This window comes from Solibacillus sp. FSL R5-0449, from assembly GCF_037975215.1.
Taxonomy (GTDB): domain Bacteria; phylum Bacillota; class Bacilli; order Bacillales_A; family Planococcaceae; genus Solibacillus.
The window spans coordinates 1,979,894-1,999,059 of sequence record NZ_CP150239.1 but is presented as its reverse complement, the minus strand read 5'-3'; the positions used below and the strand labels follow the sequence as shown (position 1 = coordinate 1,999,059).

Below are 19,166 nucleotides of genomic sequence, written 5' to 3'. Positions count from 1 at the left end.
TGTTACCCTTTATTTGTAAACATTAGAAGGGGTGGTCAAAATGGCAGAAAACTTTAAAGCATTAGTCGTCAATAATGAAGAACAATTTACAGTAGACGTGAAGGAACTTTCCTTAAATGATTTACCTGAAGGAGACGTGCTGCTTAAAGTAGAGTATTCTTCTATTAATTATAAGGATAGTTTAGCAGCAATACCGGATGGCAACATTGTCAAAAGCTATCCATTCGTACCGGGCATTGACTTGGCAGGAACGGTCATTTCATCGGAAAACCCGCAATTTAAAGAAGGGGACAAAGTGATTGCGACAAGCTATGAAATAGGTGTCACTCATTTTGGCGGATATAGTGAATATGCACGCATCCCGTCTGAGTGGCTTGTTCCACTGCCGGAAGGACTTTCATTAAAAGAAGCGATGGTCATCGGTACAGCCGGCTTTACTGCAGCGCTTTCCGTTCAACGACTAGAAGAAAATAATGTAACACCTGATAAAGGGAAAGTGCTCGTAACGGGTGCTACAGGCGGTGTCGGAAGCTTTGCTGTTGCGATTCTGTCAAAGCTTGGCTATGAAGTAGAAGCGAGCACGGGGAAAGAATCGGAACACGCCTTTTTGAAAAGCCTTGGTGCGACTTCGGTCGTTCCGCGTGAAGAAGTATATGACGGTAAAGTTCGCGCACTGGGAAAACAAAAATGGGCAGCTGCAGTCGATCCGGTTGGTGGTGAGCCATTAGCATCATTACTTAGCCAGATTCATTACGGCGGATCTGTTGCAGTCAGCGGATTAACAGCAGGTACAAAACTTCCGTCAACGGTCTTCCCGTTTATTTTACGCGGTGTCAACTTACTGGGAATTGACTCTGTTTATTGCCCGATGGATACAAGATTGAACGTATGGAACCGTTTAGCGACAGATTTCAAACCGGATAATTTGGAACAATTAATTCAGCAAGAAATTACGCTTGAGCAGCTTCCGGAAGCACTGCCAACACTGTTGAAAGGCCAGGCAAAAGGGAGAACAATCGTCAAGCTATAATGAAATATCGGGTGGAACTTTAATTCTTTTGTAAATTAAATTGGACGCACTTCTTAAATAAGGGGTGCGTTTTTTGATTTTCCGGTATATTCATTATCGGTTCCTCCAATTAGGACGACTAGGATAAAAAGGTAATGGGATATCGTAATTGGTTCAAACACCTAAATAATCAATGAACGCTAACTGTTCGCTCTACATAATCTACTTAAAGTAAAGGATTTTGAAGGGAAGGGAGATAAACATGGATTTTATGCCAAGTATGTATGGCCATTGGAATTATGGAAACGGCATGAACGGGAGAACGGATTATGGCAAAAACCCCTTTGTCATTAATATTCATGGAGCGACAATGGGCAATCATACGTATCGGACCGCATTATGGACAGGGGAATATCTGCAGCTGACTGTCATGAGCTTACATCCGGGCGAGGATATCGGCTTGGAAATGCATCCGAACGTTGATCAGTTTTTACGGATTGAACAAGGGCAAGGTATTATTCAGATGGGGAATAGTAAAGACAATCTCAATATGCAATGGGTCGTTTTTGATGACAGTGCCATCATTATCCCCGCAGGCACATGGCATAATTTGATCAATATCAGAAATGTGCCGTTAAAGCTGTATTCCATCTATGCGCCGCCGAATCATCCATATGGCACCGTGCATCCGACGAAACAAGATGCGATGATGCATGAACACTAGTTTTGGGAGCTTGCACAAATGTGCGAGCTTTTTTTTAGTGTGCCCGGCATGCACAACAGCCTGGTGGTGAAAGTCCACTACAGGCTTGGCAGTAGGAACTGTTAGCGAAAGACAAGGGTGTCCATGGTGACGTGGAATCTGAAGGAAGTCGGACGCAAACTCTCGAACTGACGAACAGAAATCAGATAAAAGGCTGACTTGGGACGGATGAGCTTGCTAAACAAAGCGAAGTCCAATACTGCCCAAATCCCATACAGTAAATCTGGCAGTTACATGAGAGGAAGGCGGTTGTGCTTACCCGGGGAGGTCTCTTGAGGGTTATTCAATTAACAATTTGTTTAGTGATAAATGGATGAATCAAGAGAAGTCAGCAGAAGCCATAGTAGTCTTCGACCGAAGATGAAGGGCCGAACAATCTTTTAAATCTTGAAAGAAACAAGGAGGTGGAGACATCCCGCCAAAACACAGAAAACATCAAGGTATAGACCGAATAGATGGCTACTTATAAGAGGGATAAGCTGGAAGCGAAAGAGTATATAAGAGCGTGTAGGGATGTAAACATGGAAATGAAGAAACAAGAAAGTATCAATTTAATTGACAGAATTGCGTCCCATAGAAACCTATGGAATGCATATAAGAAAGTAAAAGGAAATGGAGGAGCACCTGGAATCGACGGTATCACGGTTGATGGACTGAAGGCGCATTTAATAAAATATGAGGAACCATTGAAAAGGAAATTAAAAGATGGTTCCTACCAACCTCAACCAGTGAAACGAGTAGCTATCCCAAAAGCGAATGGCTCCAAACGATATCTAGGTATACCATGTGTATTGGACAGAGTTGTTCAACAAGCCATTCTACAAGTCATCCAACCAATAATTGATCCACACTTTTCAGACAAAAGTTTTGGCTTTCGAAAAGGTCGAAACCAACACCAGGCAATTGCCCTCGCTAAGAAATATTACGAGGAAGGTTATCGAACAGTGGTGGACTGTGACTTGAAAAGTTACTTCGATACGATTCATCACCAGCGACTACGAGCTTATTTGGAAGAATTCATAACAGATAAAATAGTACTTAAGCTAATATGGAAATTCTTACGCTCAGGCATATTGGACAAGGACATCCTCATTGAAACGAAAGAAGGTACACCCCAAGGGGGTCCACTCTCTCCAATTCTAGCAAACGTGTATTTAAACAAGCTAGATAGAGAGTTAGAAAAACGAGGACACCGGTTCATTCGCTATGCGGATGATTTTGTGATTTATGTAAAGTCACCAAGAGCAGGTGAACGCGTCATGACCAGTGTCAAGAATTTTATCGAAGATGAACTGGGTCTCACAATCAATGAGCAGAAAAGTAAAGTATGTGGCGCAACAGCAGCTACATTCTTAGGGTTTCATCTACAAAATCTGTCGGGAAAGTGGGATACCGACCAATCAAGTCCGCCAAGAAACGACTAAAAGATAAGCTAAGAATACTGACGAGTCGTAAACGAACAGGGACATTTAGTGAGATTGTGAAAAGAATCAATCAAACAACGGTTGGTTGGATTAATTACTACGGAGTTTCCAACATGAAAACTTTCATCCAAGAATTACAGGGATGGTTAAACCATCGCTTACGTCAATTAATATGGAAACGGTGGAAGCTACCACGAACTAAATATGTGAAATTACGCCAATACGGAATCCAACATGATGAAGCGATGAAAACGGCGCATTCAAGAAAAGGGTACTGGCGAATATCACGAAGCGAGGTTCTACACCAAGCCATTCCAAATAAAAGGCTCGTAAAATGGGGACTGAAAGACCTGTCCCAATTTTACGAGCAAAGATACTCAAAAGATTGAACCGCCGTATACGGAACCGTACGTACGGTGGTGTGAGAGGTCGGCTAGCCAATTAATGGCTAGCCTCCTACTCGATTTGACATTATACCTATAGGGGTATATTATGTAGTAAGAAATAGCTGAGGTTGTCGAGAGTAAAAAATTACAGCTATTGCTGAAAATTTAAAGTTTGACATATACCCTGAGGGGTAGTATAGTGTGGTTAATAAATTATTCTAAATGAGGTGAGCATATGCAGTATGATCCAAAAGTATTGGCTCGAATGAAAAAAGTCGAAGGTCAGCTACGCGGCATTTTACGGATGATGGAAGAAGAAAAGGACTGCAAAGATGTAATAACGCAACTAAGTGCTGTCCGTTCTGCTGTTGACCGTACAATCGGTGTCATCGTGACGGATAATTTAGTCGAGTGTCTTTCAAAAGAAGATGCCGATACAATCGATAAAAATGCCATGGTCAAACAGGCAGTAGATTTACTAGTAAAAAGTCGATAAGGCTTTTTATTTTTAAAATAAATAATACCTATAGGGGTAGGGGGACTTAACTTGGAAAAGAAAAGAACAACAATCGTATTATTCAGTGGAGATTATGATAAAGCAATGGCTGCTTATATTATCGCAAACGGTGCAGCCGCATATGATCATGAAGTAACCATTTTTCATACGTTCTGGGGTATCAATGCATTACGAAAGCAAGAACCGGTACCTGTTAAAAAAGGGTTCCTTGAAAAAATGTTTGCCAAAATGATGCCGCGTGGTGCGGAAAAGCTAGGGCTATCAAAAATGCAGATGCTCGGCATGGGGCCAAAAATGATCAAACATGTCATGAATAAGCATAACGCGTTAACATTGACACAACTCGTGGAAATGGCGCAGGAACAGGAGATTAAGCTTGTGACATGTACGATGACGATGGATTTATTGGGACTTCAAAAAGAAGAATTGCTGGATGGCATTGAATACGCCGGAGTAGCAGCCTATTTAGCGGATGCTGAAGACGGAAACGTAAATTTATTCATATAAGGGGTGTCATATGGAAACAATACTATTAATTGCTGTGATCGTGGCTTTTTTAGCCTGGCGCATGAAGCCTGTAAAAGGTGTCAAAACCATTTCAACATCACAACTGAAAACAATGATTAATGACAAAGATAAAGTGTTTGTTGATGTACGTACACCTGCTGAGTATAAAGCACGTAATGTGAAGCAATTTAAAAACATTCCACTTGGTTCGGATTTGTCAAAGCTGCCAAAGGGTAAGGAAATTGTAGTCATTTGTCAAAGCGGCATGCGTTCGAAGCAAGCATGCAATCAACTGAAGAAATTAGGCTATGAACAAGTGACAAATGTTCGTGGCGGCATGAGTGCATATTAAGGAGGAAATCAGGATGAAAACTATTTTACCAAATGAAGTACAGGCAAAGTTGGAAGCCGGTGAAGCGGTTCATTTAATCGACGTTCGTGAAGTGGCGGAAGTAGAGGCAGGTCATATTCCGGGCGTTACCCATATCCCATTAGGACTGCTGGAATTCCGTATGCACGAATTGGATAAAAAAACACCGTATATAATGGTTTGCCGTTCGGGTGCACGCAGTGGTCAGGCAACAGCTTTTCTGGAGTCACAAGGATTTGACGTGACAAATATGACAGGCGGTATGCTCGAATGGAATGGCGAAGTTAAGTAAGTAAAATTTTAAAATAATTTATACCCTTACTGGTATGAGTGGAGGATAACAATGATTAAATCAGACGTACAACTTGATGCAAAAGGTTTAGCTTGCCCAATGCCGATTGTCAAAACGAAAAAAGCGATGAATGACGTGGCAGAAGGACAAGTGCTGGAAATTCAGGCAACAGACAAAGGCTCGGTAGCAGATATAGCGGCATGGTCGAAAACAGTCGGTCATCAATATATCGGTTCAAATGAAGTAGATGGTGTGTTTTATCACTATATCCGTAAATGTAATCCGGAAATCAGTGAAGCAGTGGAGAAATCATTTGAACAAACGATTGCAAATGAAGATGCAGTGAAACAAGAAGGCTTAATATTGGATGTGCGAGAAGCAGCAGAATACGCTTTCGGTCATATTCCGGGTGCAAAATCAATTCCAATGGGTGAATTGGCATCACGAATGGGTGAACTTGATAAAGACGAAACAATTTATGTCATTTGCCGAACAGGCACACGCTCGGATTTGGCAGCGAGACAACTGGCTGAAGCAGGATTTACAAAAGTATACAACGTCTTGCCGGGCATGACCGGTTATGAAGACGCGTTACAGAAAGAAGTAGAGTAGTAGAAAAATTTTTAAACGAAAATATACCTATGGGGGTATTGGCGATGACAGTAACAGCATGGACAGCCGCACAAGTGGCACGCAAAGTATTTGAAAACAAAGAATTGTTTATTTTAGATGTCCGGAATGAAGACGCATTTAAAGAGTGGAAAATTGACGGTCACAAATTCGAGTACTTAAACATTCCTTACTTCGAATTATTAGACGGTGTAGAAGAGATTTTACCGCAAATTCCTGCCGACAAAGAGGTATTGGTTGTTTGTGCAAAAGAAGGTTCATCCATCATGGTTGCTGAAATGCTTTCGGATGCGGGTCTTGATGTCGGTTACCTTGAAGGCGGCATGAAGTCTTGGTCAATGTACCTTGAGCCGATTAAAGTCGGGGATCTTGCAAACGGCGGCGAATTATACCAATTCGTACGTTTAGGAAAAGGCTGTCTTTCTTACATGGCCATTTCTGAAGGCGAAGCGGCGATTATCGACGCAGTACGTTTCACAGAAGTATTCACGAAGTTCGCTGAAGAAAAAGGTGTTGAGATTAAACACGTTTTCGATACACACTTACACGCTGACCACATTTCTGGTGGTCGTCATATCGCTGCAGCTACTGGTGCAACATACTACTTACCACCAAAAGATGCGGAAGAAGTTGTATTTGACTACGCACCACTTGAAGACGGTTTAAAAGTACAATTAGGTGCTTCTGAAATCGAAGTCGGCGCCCTTTATTCACCTGGTCACACAATCGGTTCAACTTCATTTGTCATCGACGGTAAATACTTATTAACAGGTGATATCCTATTCATCGATTCAATCGGTCGTCCAGACTTAGCAGGACTTGCTGAAGACTGGGTTGGTGACTTACGCGAAACATTATACTCTTGCTACCGCACATTAGCAGAAGACTTAATCGTGTTACCAGCTCACTTTATGATTATTGACGAGCTAAACGAAAACGGTACAGTTGCAAAACGCCTTGGTGATTTATTCGCTGAAAACCACGGTTTAAATGTGGAAGATGAAGACGCATTCCGCTCAATGGTAACAGATAACTTACCACCTCAACCAAATGCATATCAAGAAATTCGCCACGTTAACATGGGTAAAATTACACCTGATAACGACGAGCAAACGGAAATGGAGATTGGTCCAAACCGTTGCGCAGTACGCTAATTTAAAGCTGGAAATTGAAAGGTTACACCTATGCGTGCCTCACGCTCAAGAGGCACGCAACCGTGTTACACGATAAACTTATAGATCGCTTACAACAAACAAATTTAAGAATAGAGGAATTTTAAATGAATATTACACAAACATTAGATGCAAAAGGCTTAGCATGTCCAATGCCAATCGTAAAAACGAAAAAGGCAATTGATAAAATAAACTCTGGTGAAGTACTGGAAGTTTTAGTAACAGATAAAGGCGCATTAAACGACTTCAAAGCATGGGCAGGTGCAGGCGGCCACACAATCGTTGAACAAAAAGAAGAAGCGGGCGTTCTGTACTTCTATATTCAAAAAGCATAAAAAAATAGCGGGTAGATGAAGCTTCTACTCGCTATATCTTTATTCAGCGGGTGTATACAAACGCCCGCTGAATAAAGATAAACCACTGCTGAGTTCGCAATTACTTGGCTGGGGTATAAATTGAATTTTTGAAAGAAGGAAAACATATGGAAATCGATTTATCATTGATGTATATAGCGGTCATATTTGGACTTGGATTTATCGGCTCGTTTCTTTCCGGCATGCTCGGTGTCGGCGGTTCGATCATCAAATACCCGATGCTGCTTTACATTCCGCCACTATTCGGTTTAGTTGCATTTACCGCACATGAAGTTTCCGGAATTAGCGCCGTACAAGTGTTATTCGCATCGCTAGCGGGGGTTTGGGCTTACCGGAAAAGCGGGTTATTGAACAAGAATCTCATTTTATATATGGGTGCCGCAATTTTGATCGGCAGCTTTATCGGCAGTTACGGTTCAGGGTATTTATCTGAAGATGCCGTCAATATTGTGTATGGGCTGCTTGCTGCTATTGCGGCTGTCATGATGCTAATTCCAAAGAAAACAGTTGAAGACGCTACAGAAATTACATTCAATAAAGTATTGGCGAGTTCACTTGCACTCATTGTCGGGATCGGATCAGGCATTGTCGGAGCAGCAGGCGGTTTTTTACTCGTACCGATTATGCTGACAGTGTTAAAAATTCCAACACGGATTACAATCGCAACAAGTTTAGCGATTACATTTATTTCATCGATCGGTGGCAGTATCGGTAAAGTGATGACTGGGCAGGTCGACTATTGGCCGGCTTTCATTATGATCATTGCAAGTATCATCGCAGCGCCGCTTGGTGCAAAAGTCGGTCAGAAAATGAATGTTAAAATACTGCAATGGCTGCTTGCCATCATGATTGGTGCAACAGCTATTAAAATATGGATCGATATTTTACAATAATAAAAATAGGAAAGGGTGAAGTGGCAAGGTGAGCTTCACTCTTTTTTATTTCCTTCACAATGGCTCAATATAGTTTTACAAATCTACCATTCTAGATTTACAAAAGAACTTTACAATGAAATCGAATTACAAATTAGCGGTTGCTTAGGAGGATATTTCATTGATGAAGAACAAGAAAAAATGGTTTACTTATGCACTTGCGGGGACAGTAGCAGTATCATCACTTTCGGTTATGCAGTTCAATTCAGAGGCTGAAGCAAAACAGGCAAAAAAAGAGCCTACAAATGTCATCATGCTTGTGATGGACGGTTCCAGCAATAATGCGGTATCGTTGGCACGCTGGTACAAAGGTGAAAGTCTCGCAATGGATGAAATTTTAACAGGTGGGGTGACAACTCATTCAGCCGAATCCGCTATTACAGACTCGGCACCAGCTGGAACGGCTCTTGCTACAGGTCACAAATCAAACAGCGGGTATGTAGGAGTACTGCCATCCGTCATTGATATGCCGGGCGTTGAAGGAAATCCGGACGATGCATTTACACCAGTTGCCAATGTGCTGGAAGGAGCGAAACAACTTGGCAAAGCAACAGGAATTGTTTCCACTTCCGAAATTCAGCATGCGACACCAGCAAGCTTCTCTTCACATGTAACCTCTCGCAGTAACTATGACGATATCGGTGAGCAGCAAGTGTATCAAAATATGGATGTCATTCTTGGCGGTGGATATGAATACCTAAAATCAGAAAACCGGAAAGATGGCGAAAATCTTGTTAGCGTGATTGAAGAAAAAGGATATGACCTCCTTAGAACGCGCGATGAGTTATTAGCGACTAAATCCGATAAAATTTACGGAAGTTTTGCCGGCAGTTCGTTAGCATATGAACTAGATCGTACGAAAACAAATCCAAATGAGCCTTCGTTGGCAGAAATGACGTCAACAGCAATTGATACGCTGAACAAAGATAAGGACGGATTCTTCCTTATGATCGAAGGCAGTAAAATCGACTGGGCTGCCCATGCGAATGATCCAATCGGAATGGTTACGGATATTTTGTCATTCGATGATGCGGTAAATGAAGCGCTGAAATTTGCGAAGAAAGACAAAAATACAATGGTAATAGCGGTAACAGACCACGGCAACAGCGGGATTACAATCGGTAATGAAAACACGAACTCTACATATGACAAAATTAATATTTCCAATTATATTAATCCATTGAAGAAGGCAACGATGACAGTCGAAGGCGCACTCAGCCACTTAAAGGCGGATCGCTCGAATTTAGTTGAAGTAGCGAAACTATATGGACTCGATAATTTAACTGCAGAGGAAACGGCTGTCCTAAACGCAACAGAAACGAAGAAGCTTGCCGGTACACTCGTTAATCTGTTATCAAAGCGTGCGGATTTAGGATACACGACTGGTGGACATACGGGAGATGACGTATTCCTGTACTCTTATGGACCAAAACGAATTTCCGGACTAGTGGACAATACCGATTTAGCAAAAGAAATGGCCAGCTTCATGGGGATTAAATTGGATAAATTAACAAAGGATCTTTACACAAACGCAGAAATAGCGCTGAATGGTAAAGGCATGACGACTTCAATCGACCTATCGGATAAGGAAAACGCGGTACTTGTAGTGAAGAAAGGTACGACTACTTATGAAATTCCTGAAAATAAGGACATAATTATTAAAAAAACAGTGGATAAATCAGGCAAAGTAACAACAAATGAAATTCAAACGAATACAATCAGCGTATACAATGAAAGTGGATTCTATATTTCAAAAGAAACAATTAAGGAATTGAAGTAAATGCTGAACTATCCTCGCCAGCTCGTTTGGTGAGGATTTTTTGTTTGAAGTAATCAGGGCAGTTCTTTAAAGGTAATCAATCATTCGCTGTCGAAACTAGAAAATAGTAGTTAACATGGGGGTTAGGGAATGCAGGGGCATAGTATAGAAAAGTTAAGATTTAATTAAAGTCCGATATTTGATTAACGTTGTATAAGAAAGTAGAATGAAGATAATTACAAATTTTGGAGGTTGTTTATTTGCAAAATATTGAACAAAGAACGCCAAAAAGGAAGCATAGTCCAATCAGCTATAGTTCCCTTCTAATTGGTATTATTTGTTTCTTTATCGTCTTTGTAACACCGACAAGGTTAGCCCATACTGGAAATATGACAGGAGATTATATCACCTATGGCATGACATTTATAGGGATCTTATTATCACTTGTAGCGTTATCGAAAGAAAAGGAGAAAAAGTTAATTCCTGTTGTCTCTTTAATTCTTTCATCATCGCTCTTTATTTTTTGGCTAGTAGCGCTATTTTTATTGTTTACAGGTCTAATGGATTTTGCTCCATAACTACATTGAAAGGCGCGGGTCTTGAACAAGAATTCGCGTCTAATTTTATAAAGGGGAATAGTATTGATAAAACAAATTTCAGTTATATTGTTATCCTTGTTATTGATAACCGGGTGTAATGATAGCGATATTAAACGGAATACAGAAATTGAAGAAAGACTGCATTCTTCGATTATTATGGTATCCGATAACAGTACAAGCAAAACTTCTCTAAACACATTTGACGATTTCGAATGGGACAAGGCATTTTTAGTTCAGCCTTATACGACACAAGCAGGTATAGAAGAACAGGTAGGCGTTAAATTCACTGATCCAAGTAACATTGGTTCGAGAGATGATATTTATCTATTGGTTTTTGTCAATGAGGGTAAGGCAGTTCAGTATGCGGAAATTGAACGTTTACATACCACTTTTTCTTTAGGAGGTAAAGAGTATCTTGAGCCTTCAAATGATGTAATTTATATTGAAAGATAATCCAGGTGAGGTGAAAATCATAAAAATTAAAACATTATCAATTGGAATCATCATTATCGGCTTATTTATTGGTGCTTTAGGCTACTTCTTATTTGTGAAAGTTTTTATCCCTAATATGATGTAATGATTAGGTGAAAGTGAAAAAGGGCGTTTGTATTATAAATTAACGGTTTTTTTGTGGGAAAAAATACAACTGAAATATCACGATAAGAGGTTGCTTTCCTAAAAGAAAGGGTATATGATTTACTACAGTTTTGGATAAATTAGAAGTGAATCTTCTTCAAAATTATTTAGTAAAGGAGTGTAGTAATGGAGATTGGTGTAAAAGCAAAAAGAGAAATTAAACCTAGGCTTAAAATTAACAATGCGGATTTCTTCTGGTTTTTCTTTTTTGTTGCGCTACCCTTTATTTCTATAGTTTATTCGATCGCTGAATTTCTTTATAAGAATTGAATTCTTGTCATTCACCAAGCATTACTATACAAGACATCTGCTAAGTGATTTTGAGATTAAATAAATATGACTAAAAGAACATTTTCTGATATAAGGAAAGTGTTCTTTTTTAAATTTACTTATTTTTCTATATATGTATAATTATAAATATGGATTTATATTTATTGAAGGGGAGTGTTATTTTGAAAATTGAAATGAATATTGAACCAGCAAAAGCGGTTAGAGTGATCCATCAAGCGTTCAAGCGTTACGAAACAGATCCGCAACCGTCCAGTGCTTTAAATGAAACAGAGAACTCCATTCTTACCGAGTTAAAGCAAGGGACAGAAATGTTTGGGGTATATGAGAACGATGAATTAATAGCACTCGTGAAATGTATTTTAAATGAGGCGTTTATGTATTTTTCAAGATTGTCAGTGTTACCTGAACACCAGGGGAAGGGCGTAGCAACTAACTTGGTCAACTATTTAGAAAGCTACGCTGTGCAAAACAATGTATTTGTCTCAAAATGCAAAGTACGAAAAAGTGAAAAGAATAATATCGCGCTTTATTCAAAATTGGGATATAAAATCGTGAAAGAAGAAATCATCATGAATAAAAATGGTGATGAAATTCCAGCTGTAACTATGCAAAAAAACCTTACACTGGATTAAGTGACTATTCTATGTTCCGGAATTTTTTTCAGAACGTTTAAAATCATTGCTTCTCTTATAAAACCATACGCAAAGAATAAACCAGCTATAGCCAATGGACCAACCAGCTATTACATCTGAAGCGAAGTGACGTGCCTCTGTAATTCGGGAAATTCCAATTAGTAAAGTTAAAATAATCACGGCAATCCAAACAATCAGTGATGCTTTATTGAAATCATAAAGGCGGTTCAGTACATATGCGATCGTAAACAAATACACCAAACCATGCACTGCATGTCCTGAAGGAAAACTGAATGTGGAAAATTGATCCGCTCTATCCGGACGCGGTCTTTCAATCAGGCGTTTTAACAATTGATATAATCCGTATCCGCCGCCTACGGAAAAAATAACAAAACCAATCAGTCTAAAATCTTTTTTGCGAATCCAGATAAGGATACAAAGAATGACTGCGACAGCAAATATAAAGTTCGTTTCACCTATATGATGAAACATTGTAATGAATTTGTTTCCGTATAATAATTCAAAAGCGCCTTTGTCAAAAGCTTTAATAATAGCTGTTTCAAACGTTATCCATAAAAAACAAAATGCAACGAAAGTAAAAATGCCTAAAATATATGGCCACTTTCTTATATTAGTTCCTCCTAACAAAGAAAATTTAGGATAATGCAAAGTAAATATAACTTATTATGGCTATATGCAAAGAAAAATACATTGAATTAAAAAGAACTCGATTCCGTATAGGCAATCGAGTTTTGTTTTATAGTTACGAAGCGGTGTTTAATTTTAATTATAAAATTCCTTATATAAGACATATTTTAGCGCGGAAAGTTCATCTTCTGACAGCGTGCCTTCCATTTCGGAAACTACTTGATCAACACTGATTGAACCGTTTTGCGCCTGCTCCTGGATTGCTAATAAACGATTAATGCCTACTTTTTTGATTAACAGACGAGTTGCTTCTTCCTTCGTTTGGAAGGGTAGAGAATCGGGGTCCGTAGTTGCTGCCTCGTTTACAATTTCCTGCAGCTTTGGATCGTTTGCGATATAGGATTTCACTTCTTCTTTATCTTCAGCATTTAAATTAGCTTCAACTTGTTCGACGATTTTTTCGGAAGCGATGTTTGTCCCAAAATGCCACACAGCATAGCCTGCTGCTCCAAGTAAAGCAAGGATAATTACAGTAATCGTTAAAAATTTCTTCATCAAATCACTCCTGACAAGTTGAATATAGCACAACCTTTAAAAAACTACGAAGGAAAAATATTTCCAATGTTTGTGTAGATAAGGTTAAACCACTTTTTATCAGTGTATTATTAAAAGAGATAAGCATTTAATATTTATCTATTTCAAAAAACGGTTCAATCCCTATTTCTTTTAATAAGTATTTCATAGGGCTATTTTTTTCTGCTAAATATTTTTTAGGGATTAATATTTCTTGTCTTATTCGGTGAATAACAGTGGGGTTAATTTCAGGAAACCACTTTTCATAACTAATCCCTCTATCCTGTTCAATTTTTATCAAACAGTCCACTATTTCTTCAAACATATAAGGGAATTCTTTTTCTATCTGCTCATGATGTTCTAAAAAGGAATAAAGATAATCTTCAAAATAATAAAACTGACTTTTATTTAGAGGGTAACGCTGACTGCTATTTTCCTCCCATTCCTTTACCGACCAAAATACTTGGCAAAACTTTGTTTCCCAAGTACCTAGCATACAAGTAAAGGCGGCAATCGAATATTTTCTAGTTTCAAAATCTTCGTCTGCAAAATATTTATAAAATTCTTCCTCATACTCGCCACCATAACAACCGCTAGTATGATAATAGCCGATTTCAAAACCCTTCAAGCCACGTTTCGCTTGTTCGATAATATGATGTGCCATATTGTCTTCCTCCTCGAGATGACTTTTCTGCATGTTCAATCATTATATATTATTTGATAAAATTTCCCAACACGATATAACAAAGCCTCTGTTTGAAAAAATGAAGATTAACTTGGATGATTTAGGGAAAGTTAAAAAATGTGATCAAAAATATAAATTTGACTTTATAACTGGCAGGTTAGGAAGATCTATCAAGGAGGTCCATATGTTATGGGAAAAACAGAGCAAACAGTTTCTGAATTAATGCTTGATCAATTGTATATGTTCGGTGTAAGACGGATATATGGGGTAGTAGGTGATACGACATTCGGACTCATCGATGCATTGGCAAAACAGGATAAAATTAAATATATTGCTGTCAAACATGAATCGACAGCTGCTTTTATGGCGTCTGCAGAAGCTAAATTAACGGGTGGTCTCGGTGTATGTACCGCAACGATGGGACCAGGGGCAGCGAATCTTATCAATGGACTCGGCGATGCGCATGCAGACAGAGCGCCTGTGCTTGCGATTACAGGGCAGGCCGAAAGTGGAAAGATTGGTACGGAATATCCGCAATATATCGATCAACAGGAACTTGTAAAGCCTTTTGCCGCTTATTCTGCAAATCTGGCCAGCCCGGATGCAACAATTGAAGTTCTGCAAAAAGCAGCTCGAACATCTCTTGGACAAAGGGTTGTCACGCATATATCCATACCAAAGGATATTATGATGATGCCGGCTAAGGGAGCGCCGCGTCGATTGCCGGATGTAATCGAAGGGACTTCCAGCTTTACGAATGAAAGTCTGAAACACGCTGTAGACATTATGAGAACAGCTAAGCGACCAATGATTCTGGCTGGTTTAGGTGCCACTTCTGTCTCAGCGGATTTGGAAAAACTGGCGGATCTTTGGGGAGCCGGCATTCTAACAAGTTTAGGCGGAAAAGGTTTGTTTGATGAATCTTCACCGCTTGTATTACAAGGGATTGGTGAAGGCGGGAACCCTCATGCTGCTGATGTATTTAAACAGGCAGATGTTGTACTTCTTGCAGGGACGACTTGGTGGCCGGAAGGGTTTGTGCCAACGGATGCGCGAATTATTCAGATTGACCGTCAATTGGATAAGTTTGTAAAAGAAATTCCAACAGAACTTGGAATCATGGGGAAAACAGAGGAAGTAATTCCAATTTTAACGGAGAGCCTGCAACAATTCATTCGCTCTGAGGATTGGGTAACGCATATACAACAAGTAAAAGAAAAGTGGGCAGCACAGAATGAGGAGGAAGGTAATACGAAAGGTTATCCTGTTCATCCTTCCCGAATTATCCGTGCCATTGACCGAACAGTAACATCCGATGCGATTCTTGCACTGGATACCGGCGATAATACCGTATGGACGAATCGTAACTTCAAACAAAAAGATCAGTCTGTTTTATTTTCCGGTTACTGGCGCACAATGGGCTTTGGCCTTCCAGCTGCGATGGCTGCAAAACTGATTAAGCCAGAAAAACAAGTAGTGGCGATTGTTGGTGACGGAGGGCTTCAGATGGTGCTTGCAGATCTGTTGACAGCAACTCGCTATGAACTGGATATTACAGTCGTTGTTTTAAATAATGAAAGTCTGCAAATGGAAAGGGACAAGCTGAAAGTTGCGAAGAAGGAAGAAGTAGGTGTTGATTTAACGAATCCTGATTTTGTGAAATTGGCTGAAGCTTGCGGATGGAAAGGATTACGTCCTACTTCAGATACCGAGTTGGAGTCTGTGATGGAAGAAGCACTCAATACGAAGGGCCCAACACTCGTAGATATCAGCACAGCACAAGTATTTTTCCCGGAAACACAATAAAAGATCCTTTTAATGGGGCAACCTATTTTTTATGGTTTTAATGACTAAAATGCTGGAATAAGTCGTTGATTTTATTACAGGAAAGAATGGATGCTGTTTAAAGTAATTCACACAGGGTATTCAAAAAAGTGTAACAGTTTATGTGAAGGAATATCTGATAAGCCGCTTTAAAGTTTACGGAAATTATCCTTGCAATGAATGTACTATCTAGATAGGAGATGATTTTTGATGGGAAACCCAAACTTAAACGATCCAAGAAAAAAATTTCATACGGAGAAATTCCCGGATCAAGAACAGAATACTCCAGCAATACAAAATGAAATGAGTCCAAAACCTGATTGTGGAGAAAAATCATATAAAGGGCATAATCGTCTGGAAGGGCGAAATGCTTTAGTTACCGGTGGCGATTCCGGGATTGGTCGTGCTGCCGCGATTGCCTATGCACGTGAAGGCGCTAATGTCGCGATTCAATTCTTCCCTGGTGAAGAAGAAGACGCTAATGAAGTAAAAGCATTAATCGAAGAAGCCGGCAAAAAAGCGTTGCTGTTGCCATATGACTTGCGTGAAGATGGCGCGGCAACAGAAATGGTAAAGAAAACAGTGGAAGCTTTTGGCGGATTAGATACGCTCGTATTGAATGCAGGTCAGCAAATCGCACAGGAGACACTAAGCGATTTAACGATCAAACAAGTAGAAGATACGTTCAAAGTAAATGTTATCAGCATGTTTGAAGCCGTTAAAGCTGCTGAAGAACATTTGGAACCGGGAAGTGCAATTATTACGACGACATCGGTTCAATCGTACAATCCATCCACATTTTTAATGGACTATGCCTCAACGAAAGGTGCGATTAGCAACTTTACGGTAAACCTTTCTGCATACTTTGCTTCTAAAGGCGTACGTGTGAACGGGGTAGCGCCAGGGCCGATTTGGACACCGCTGCAATTGGATAATGGACAACCGGATGGCAAAATCCCTGAATTTGGCCAAAATGCACCACTTGGTCGCGCCGGGCAGCCTGTAGAGCTTGCCCCAGTATATGTCCTTTTAGCATCTGATGAAGGAAGCTATATTACCGGACAAATTTACGGGGTAACAGGCGGCGAAACAATCGACTTATAATATTGAAGGGCACGAAAAGCACCTTCAACGAAGAAACGGCAATCTCCTGATGATACGGGAGGTTGCTGTTTTTTTTATTGAGATATGTTTTAAGATCAAATTGAAATTTACTTAACAATTGCCTGGAAATAATACTTATAATGAAAATGCATGTTACAAACCAAATTTTACAACTTACATACAGCTATTTACGTGTTAATCACAATTATTAAATGCATACAAAAAGCGGTGCTATACTACCAATCAAGAGGGAGGACTTATGAAAATTCATTTACATATTGAGCAGGAACTTTCGGAAATTGAAGTCCATGTGCATGCTTCGGAATACAATGAGCAAGTTGTACAGCTGATGAAAAAGCTTAACCAAGCAACGAAAAATGATACAATTCCCGGCTACATGGATGGGGATATCCATCTGATTAAAATGCAGGATATATATAGCATTTATAGCGAACAAGGGAAAGTTTATATCCAAACAGATGAACATGAACTGGAAGTGAAACAAAAGCTTTATGAGTTGGAAGAGCGATTTTCAACACAGTTACTACGTGTTAATAAAGCGACACTTGTTCACTTTGAGAAAATTACTTCGATTCAATCGAAGGTGCTAGGCAATCCACAACTTACGCTCGAAAATGGAGTTATGATACCGGTAAGCCGCAACTATTTTAAAACATTAAAAGAGGCATTCGGGTTAGGGGGAAATAGCAAATGAAAAATTTAATACAAAGCATTCTGATAAGTCTATGTTCATCCTATTTTATCATCATGCTCATTTCTTTAAAGTCACCGAATGATTTCTGGATGAGTGAAACGATTGTAAAACAGTTTTTCTATGCCGTCCTTTTAGGAATCGTCATTGCATTGGCAAATCAGCTATATAAATTGGAATGGCCGATATTAGTTGTACTTATAGTCCATTATGCTGTAACCGTAACTGTAGTCTTTGTCATAGGGTATTATGGCGGCTGGTTTGAACTTAATAACACTAAATCTATCATTTTATTATACGCACGTGCTTCGATTATTTATCTCATAGTTTGGCTGTATTATTATACCGATGAAAAGCGTGTAATACGAAAAATGAACAGTCAACTTCAACAAAGGGGTGAGTAACATGCAAACATTGATTGATGTCCGACAGTTATCAAAGCTTTACGGAGAATTCAATGCCGTAAAAGGGATTAGCTTTTCGGTACAAAAGGGCGCACTTTTTGCATTTATTGGAAATAATGGGGCGGGTAAATCTACTACAATTGAAATGTTATGCACGCTTTTGGAGAAAACGAGTGGGACGGTTTCAATCGATGGGTATACACTTGGTACACTAAAAGGGAATGAGGAAATTCGCAGAACGATAGGTATTGTATTTCAAGAAAGTATTTTAGACCATCAATTGACGGTGAAGGAAAATATTTTGCATCGAGGTCGTTTTTATCGTTTACCGAAGCCAATATTACAGGAGAATTATCAATTTGTGCATCAGTATTTACAGCTTGCAGATATTGAACATAAAAAATACGGTTCGCTTTCAGGGGGACAGCGTCGTCGAGCAGATATTGCACGGGCAATAATTCATAAGCCTAATCTGTTATTTTTAGATGAGCCGACGACTGGACTTGATCCATTAACACGTCAATTTGTTTGGGAAACAATTAATCGACTGCGCAATGAAATAGGCATGACCATATTTTTGACTACACATTACATGGAAGAGGCAGCAAATGCAGATGATATTGTCATCATGAAGAATGGTGAAATCATTGCACAAGGATCGCCGAATGAGTTAAAAGCGCTTTATGCGAAAGACTATTTAAAATTTGTCTTAAAACCGACTGCTACAATTGAAGAAGTTACATCTATTTTACCTGGGATACCTCAAAAGCAACAAGACGAGTGGCAGGTGGAAGTGGCTTCTACAATTTCGACGATTCAAGTTTTAGTACAACTCGAGCCATATATTGCATCATTTGAGGTTATTAAAGGTTCGCTCGACCAAGTATTTATAGAAACGAATATAGTAGGGGAGGAAAACTAAT

Annotated in this window: 26 protein-coding genes; 23 read left to right on the top strand and 3 right to left on the bottom strand. The window is 39.5% G+C overall.

The window, feature by feature from the left end; genetic code table 11:
* Positions 1-40 precede the first annotated feature (40 nt).
* The 18 genes from MKY27_RS09920 (at position 41) to MKY27_RS09835 (ending at position 12,293) form a co-directional block, all read left to right on the top strand.
* Positions 41-1,030 (top strand): acryloyl-CoA reductase, encoded by a 990-nt coding sequence (locus tag MKY27_RS09920; protein WP_339194773.1) that lies wholly within the window; start codon positions 41-43, stop codon positions 1,028-1,030.
* Positions 1,031-1,280: 250 nt separating this feature from the next.
* Positions 1,281-1,733: a cupin domain-containing protein gene (locus tag MKY27_RS09915; protein WP_339199695.1), complete on the top strand. Its 453-nt coding sequence runs from the start codon at positions 1,281-1,283 to the stop codon at positions 1,731-1,733.
* A gap of 566 nt (positions 1,734-2,299) precedes the next feature.
* Positions 2,300-3,196, top strand: coding sequence for a group II intron reverse transcriptase/maturase (gene ltrA / locus MKY27_RS09910; RefSeq protein WP_339194772.1), 897 nt, complete (start codon positions 2,300-2,302; stop codon positions 3,194-3,196).
* Complete coding sequence (locus MKY27_RS09905; protein WP_339171587.1) at positions 3,100-3,585, top strand: group II intron maturase-specific domain-containing protein; 486 nt, start codon at positions 3,100-3,102, stop codon at positions 3,583-3,585. The genes ltrA and MKY27_RS09905 overlap by 97 nt, the downstream gene beginning before the upstream one ends.
* Before the next feature lie 232 nt (positions 3,586-3,817).
* Positions 3,818-4,078: a metal-sensitive transcriptional regulator gene (locus MKY27_RS09900; protein WP_339194770.1), complete on the top strand. Its 261-nt coding sequence runs from the start codon at positions 3,818-3,820 to the stop codon at positions 4,076-4,078.
* 30 nt (positions 4,079-4,108) lie between these two features.
* The gene (locus MKY27_RS09895; RefSeq protein WP_339199693.1) at positions 4,109-4,606 is read left to right on the top strand and encodes a DsrE/DsrF/DrsH-like family protein; all 498 of its coding nucleotides are present in this window, start codon (positions 4,109-4,111) and stop codon (positions 4,604-4,606) included.
* A gap of 10 nt (positions 4,607-4,616) precedes the next feature.
* Positions 4,617-4,958: a rhodanese-like domain-containing protein gene (locus tag MKY27_RS09890; protein ID WP_339194767.1), complete on the top strand. Its 342-nt coding sequence runs from the start codon at positions 4,617-4,619 to the stop codon at positions 4,956-4,958.
* A 13-nt stretch (positions 4,959-4,971) separates the two neighbouring features.
* Positions 4,972-5,268, top strand: coding sequence for a rhodanese-like domain-containing protein (locus MKY27_RS09885; RefSeq protein WP_339194766.1), 297 nt, complete (start codon positions 4,972-4,974; stop codon positions 5,266-5,268).
* 51 nt (positions 5,269-5,319) lie between these two features.
* Positions 5,320-5,880: a sulfurtransferase TusA family protein gene (locus tag MKY27_RS09880; protein WP_339194764.1), complete on the top strand. Its 561-nt coding sequence runs from the start codon at positions 5,320-5,322 to the stop codon at positions 5,878-5,880.
* 44 nt (positions 5,881-5,924) lie between these two features.
* Positions 5,925-7,052 carry an MBL fold metallo-hydrolase gene (locus tag MKY27_RS09875; RefSeq protein ID WP_339194762.1) on the top strand — a complete coding sequence of 376 codons (1,128 nt, stop codon included), beginning with the start codon at positions 5,925-5,927 and terminating at the stop codon, positions 7,050-7,052.
* A 125-nt stretch (positions 7,053-7,177) separates the two neighbouring features.
* Positions 7,178-7,405 (top strand): sulfurtransferase TusA family protein, encoded by a 228-nt coding sequence (locus tag MKY27_RS09870; RefSeq protein WP_008404128.1) that lies wholly within the window; start codon positions 7,178-7,180, stop codon positions 7,403-7,405.
* 146 nt (positions 7,406-7,551) lie between these two features.
* Positions 7,552-8,337 carry a sulfite exporter TauE/SafE family protein gene (locus MKY27_RS09865; RefSeq protein WP_339194761.1) on the top strand — a complete coding sequence of 262 codons (786 nt, stop codon included), beginning with the start codon at positions 7,552-7,554 and terminating at the stop codon, positions 8,335-8,337.
* Positions 8,338-8,500: 163 nt separating this feature from the next.
* A complete protein-coding gene (locus tag MKY27_RS09860; RefSeq protein ID WP_339194760.1) occupies positions 8,501-10,156 on the top strand; it encodes an alkaline phosphatase in 1,656 nt (551 codons plus the stop codon).
* Between the two features lie 239 nt (positions 10,157-10,395).
* Positions 10,396-10,713: a hypothetical protein gene (locus tag MKY27_RS09855; protein ID WP_339194758.1), complete on the top strand. Its 318-nt coding sequence runs from the start codon at positions 10,396-10,398 to the stop codon at positions 10,711-10,713.
* A gap of 63 nt (positions 10,714-10,776) precedes the next feature.
* Positions 10,777-11,187, top strand: coding sequence for a hypothetical protein (locus tag MKY27_RS09850; RefSeq protein WP_339194756.1), 411 nt, complete (start codon positions 10,777-10,779; stop codon positions 11,185-11,187).
* A complete protein-coding gene (locus tag MKY27_RS09845; protein WP_339194755.1) occupies positions 11,177-11,311 on the top strand; it encodes a hypothetical protein in 135 nt (44 codons plus the stop codon). Before MKY27_RS09850 ends, MKY27_RS09845 begins: the two co-directional genes overlap by 11 nt.
* Before the next feature lie 185 nt (positions 11,312-11,496).
* Positions 11,497-11,640 (top strand): hypothetical protein, encoded by a 144-nt coding sequence (locus tag MKY27_RS09840; protein ID WP_339194753.1) that lies wholly within the window; start codon positions 11,497-11,499, stop codon positions 11,638-11,640.
* A 182-nt stretch (positions 11,641-11,822) separates the two neighbouring features.
* Entirely contained in the window at positions 11,823-12,293 is a 471-nt protein-coding gene (locus MKY27_RS09835; protein ID WP_339194751.1) for a GNAT family N-acetyltransferase, read from the top strand.
* Positions 12,294-12,302: 9 nt separating this feature from the next.
* Here MKY27_RS09835 and MKY27_RS09830 read toward each other — a convergent pair whose 3' ends face one another.
* From MKY27_RS09830 to MKY27_RS09820, 3 genes are all read right to left on the bottom strand, one after another.
* Positions 12,303-12,785: a phosphatase PAP2 family protein gene (locus MKY27_RS09830; protein ID WP_339194749.1), complete on the bottom strand. Its 483-nt coding sequence runs from the start codon at positions 12,783-12,785 to the stop codon at positions 12,303-12,305.
* 291 nt (positions 12,786-13,076) lie between these two features.
* On the bottom strand, positions 13,077-13,496 hold the full coding sequence (locus tag MKY27_RS09825; RefSeq protein ID WP_339171604.1) for a hypothetical protein: 420 nt from the start codon (positions 13,494-13,496) through the stop codon (positions 13,077-13,079).
* 127 nt (positions 13,497-13,623) lie between these two features.
* On the bottom strand, positions 13,624-14,178 hold the full coding sequence (locus MKY27_RS09820) for a hypothetical protein (protein WP_339194747.1): 555 nt from the start codon (positions 14,176-14,178) through the stop codon (positions 13,624-13,626).
* A 210-nt stretch (positions 14,179-14,388) separates the two neighbouring features.
* On the opposite strand from MKY27_RS09820, the gene MKY27_RS09815 reads away from it, so the two are divergent.
* The 5 genes from MKY27_RS09815 (at position 14,389) to MKY27_RS09795 (ending at position 19,165) form a co-directional block, all read left to right on the top strand.
* On the top strand, positions 14,389-16,005 hold the full coding sequence (locus MKY27_RS09815; protein WP_339194745.1) for a thiamine pyrophosphate-binding protein: 1,617 nt from the start codon (positions 14,389-14,391) through the stop codon (positions 16,003-16,005).
* 228 nt (positions 16,006-16,233) lie between these two features.
* Positions 16,234-17,127, top strand: a complete 894-nt coding sequence (locus MKY27_RS09810) for an SDR family oxidoreductase (RefSeq protein WP_339194743.1) — start codon at positions 16,234-16,236, stop codon at positions 17,125-17,127.
* Positions 17,128-17,386: 259 nt separating this feature from the next.
* A complete protein-coding gene (locus MKY27_RS09805) occupies positions 17,387-17,842 on the top strand; it encodes a LytTR family DNA-binding domain-containing protein (RefSeq protein ID WP_339194741.1) in 456 nt (151 codons plus the stop codon).
* Entirely contained in the window at positions 17,839-18,243 is a 405-nt protein-coding gene (locus MKY27_RS09800) for a DUF3021 domain-containing protein (protein WP_339194739.1), read from the top strand. Before MKY27_RS09805 ends, MKY27_RS09800 begins: the two co-directional genes overlap by 4 nt.
* Entirely contained in the window at positions 18,236-19,165 is a 930-nt protein-coding gene (locus tag MKY27_RS09795) for an ATP-binding cassette domain-containing protein (protein WP_339194737.1), read from the top strand. Before MKY27_RS09800 ends, MKY27_RS09795 begins: the two co-directional genes overlap by 8 nt.
* Position 19,166: the final 1 nt, after the last annotated feature.

What these genes read in the sequence shown, in the direction of transcription:
- MKY27_RS09920 (WP_339194773.1), top strand. Translation starts at nt 41, where the DNA reads ATGGCAGAAAACTTTAAAGCATTAGTCGTCAATAATGAAGAACAATTT.
- MKY27_RS09915 (WP_339199695.1), top strand. Translation starts at nt 1,281, where the DNA reads ATGCCAAGTATGTATGGCCATTGGAATTATGGAAACGGCATGAACGGG.
- ltrA (WP_339194772.1), top strand. Translation starts at nt 2,300, where the DNA reads ATGAAGAAACAAGAAAGTATCAATTTAATTGACAGAATTGCGTCCCAT.
- MKY27_RS09905 (WP_339171587.1), top strand. Translation starts at nt 3,100, where the DNA reads ATGTGGCGCAACAGCAGCTACATTCTTAGGGTTTCATCTACAAAATCT.
- MKY27_RS09900 (WP_339194770.1), top strand. Translation starts at nt 3,818, where the DNA reads ATGCAGTATGATCCAAAAGTATTGGCTCGAATGAAAAAAGTCGAAGGT.
- MKY27_RS09890 (WP_339194767.1), top strand. Translation starts at nt 4,617, where the DNA reads ATGGAAACAATACTATTAATTGCTGTGATCGTGGCTTTTTTAGCCTGG.
- MKY27_RS09885 (WP_339194766.1), top strand. Translation starts at nt 4,972, where the DNA reads ATGAAAACTATTTTACCAAATGAAGTACAGGCAAAGTTGGAAGCCGGT.
- MKY27_RS09880 (WP_339194764.1), top strand. Translation starts at nt 5,320, where the DNA reads ATGATTAAATCAGACGTACAACTTGATGCAAAAGGTTTAGCTTGCCCA.
- MKY27_RS09875 (WP_339194762.1), top strand. Translation starts at nt 5,925, where the DNA reads ATGACAGTAACAGCATGGACAGCCGCACAAGTGGCACGCAAAGTATTT.
- MKY27_RS09870 (WP_008404128.1), top strand. Translation starts at nt 7,178, where the DNA reads ATGAATATTACACAAACATTAGATGCAAAAGGCTTAGCATGTCCAATG.
- MKY27_RS09865 (WP_339194761.1), top strand. Translation starts at nt 7,552, where the DNA reads ATGGAAATCGATTTATCATTGATGTATATAGCGGTCATATTTGGACTT.
- MKY27_RS09860 (WP_339194760.1), top strand. Translation starts at nt 8,501, where the DNA reads ATGAAGAACAAGAAAAAATGGTTTACTTATGCACTTGCGGGGACAGTA.
- MKY27_RS09840 (WP_339194753.1), top strand. Translation starts at nt 11,497, where the DNA reads ATGGAGATTGGTGTAAAAGCAAAAAGAGAAATTAAACCTAGGCTTAAA.
- MKY27_RS09830 (WP_339194749.1), bottom strand. Translation starts at nt 12,785, where the DNA reads ATGTTTCATCATATAGGTGAAACGAACTTTATATTTGCTGTCGCAGTC.
- MKY27_RS09825 (WP_339171604.1), bottom strand. Translation starts at nt 13,496, where the DNA reads ATGAAGAAATTTTTAACGATTACTGTAATTATCCTTGCTTTACTTGGA.
- MKY27_RS09820 (WP_339194747.1), bottom strand. Translation starts at nt 14,178, where the DNA reads ATGGCACATCATATTATCGAACAAGCGAAACGTGGCTTGAAGGGTTTT.
- MKY27_RS09815 (WP_339194745.1), top strand. Translation starts at nt 14,389, where the DNA reads ATGGGAAAAACAGAGCAAACAGTTTCTGAATTAATGCTTGATCAATTG.
- MKY27_RS09810 (WP_339194743.1), top strand. Translation starts at nt 16,234, where the DNA reads ATGGGAAACCCAAACTTAAACGATCCAAGAAAAAAATTTCATACGGAG.
- MKY27_RS09805 (WP_339194741.1), top strand. Translation starts at nt 17,387, where the DNA reads ATGAAAATTCATTTACATATTGAGCAGGAACTTTCGGAAATTGAAGTC.
- MKY27_RS09800 (WP_339194739.1), top strand. Translation starts at nt 17,839, where the DNA reads ATGAAAAATTTAATACAAAGCATTCTGATAAGTCTATGTTCATCCTAT.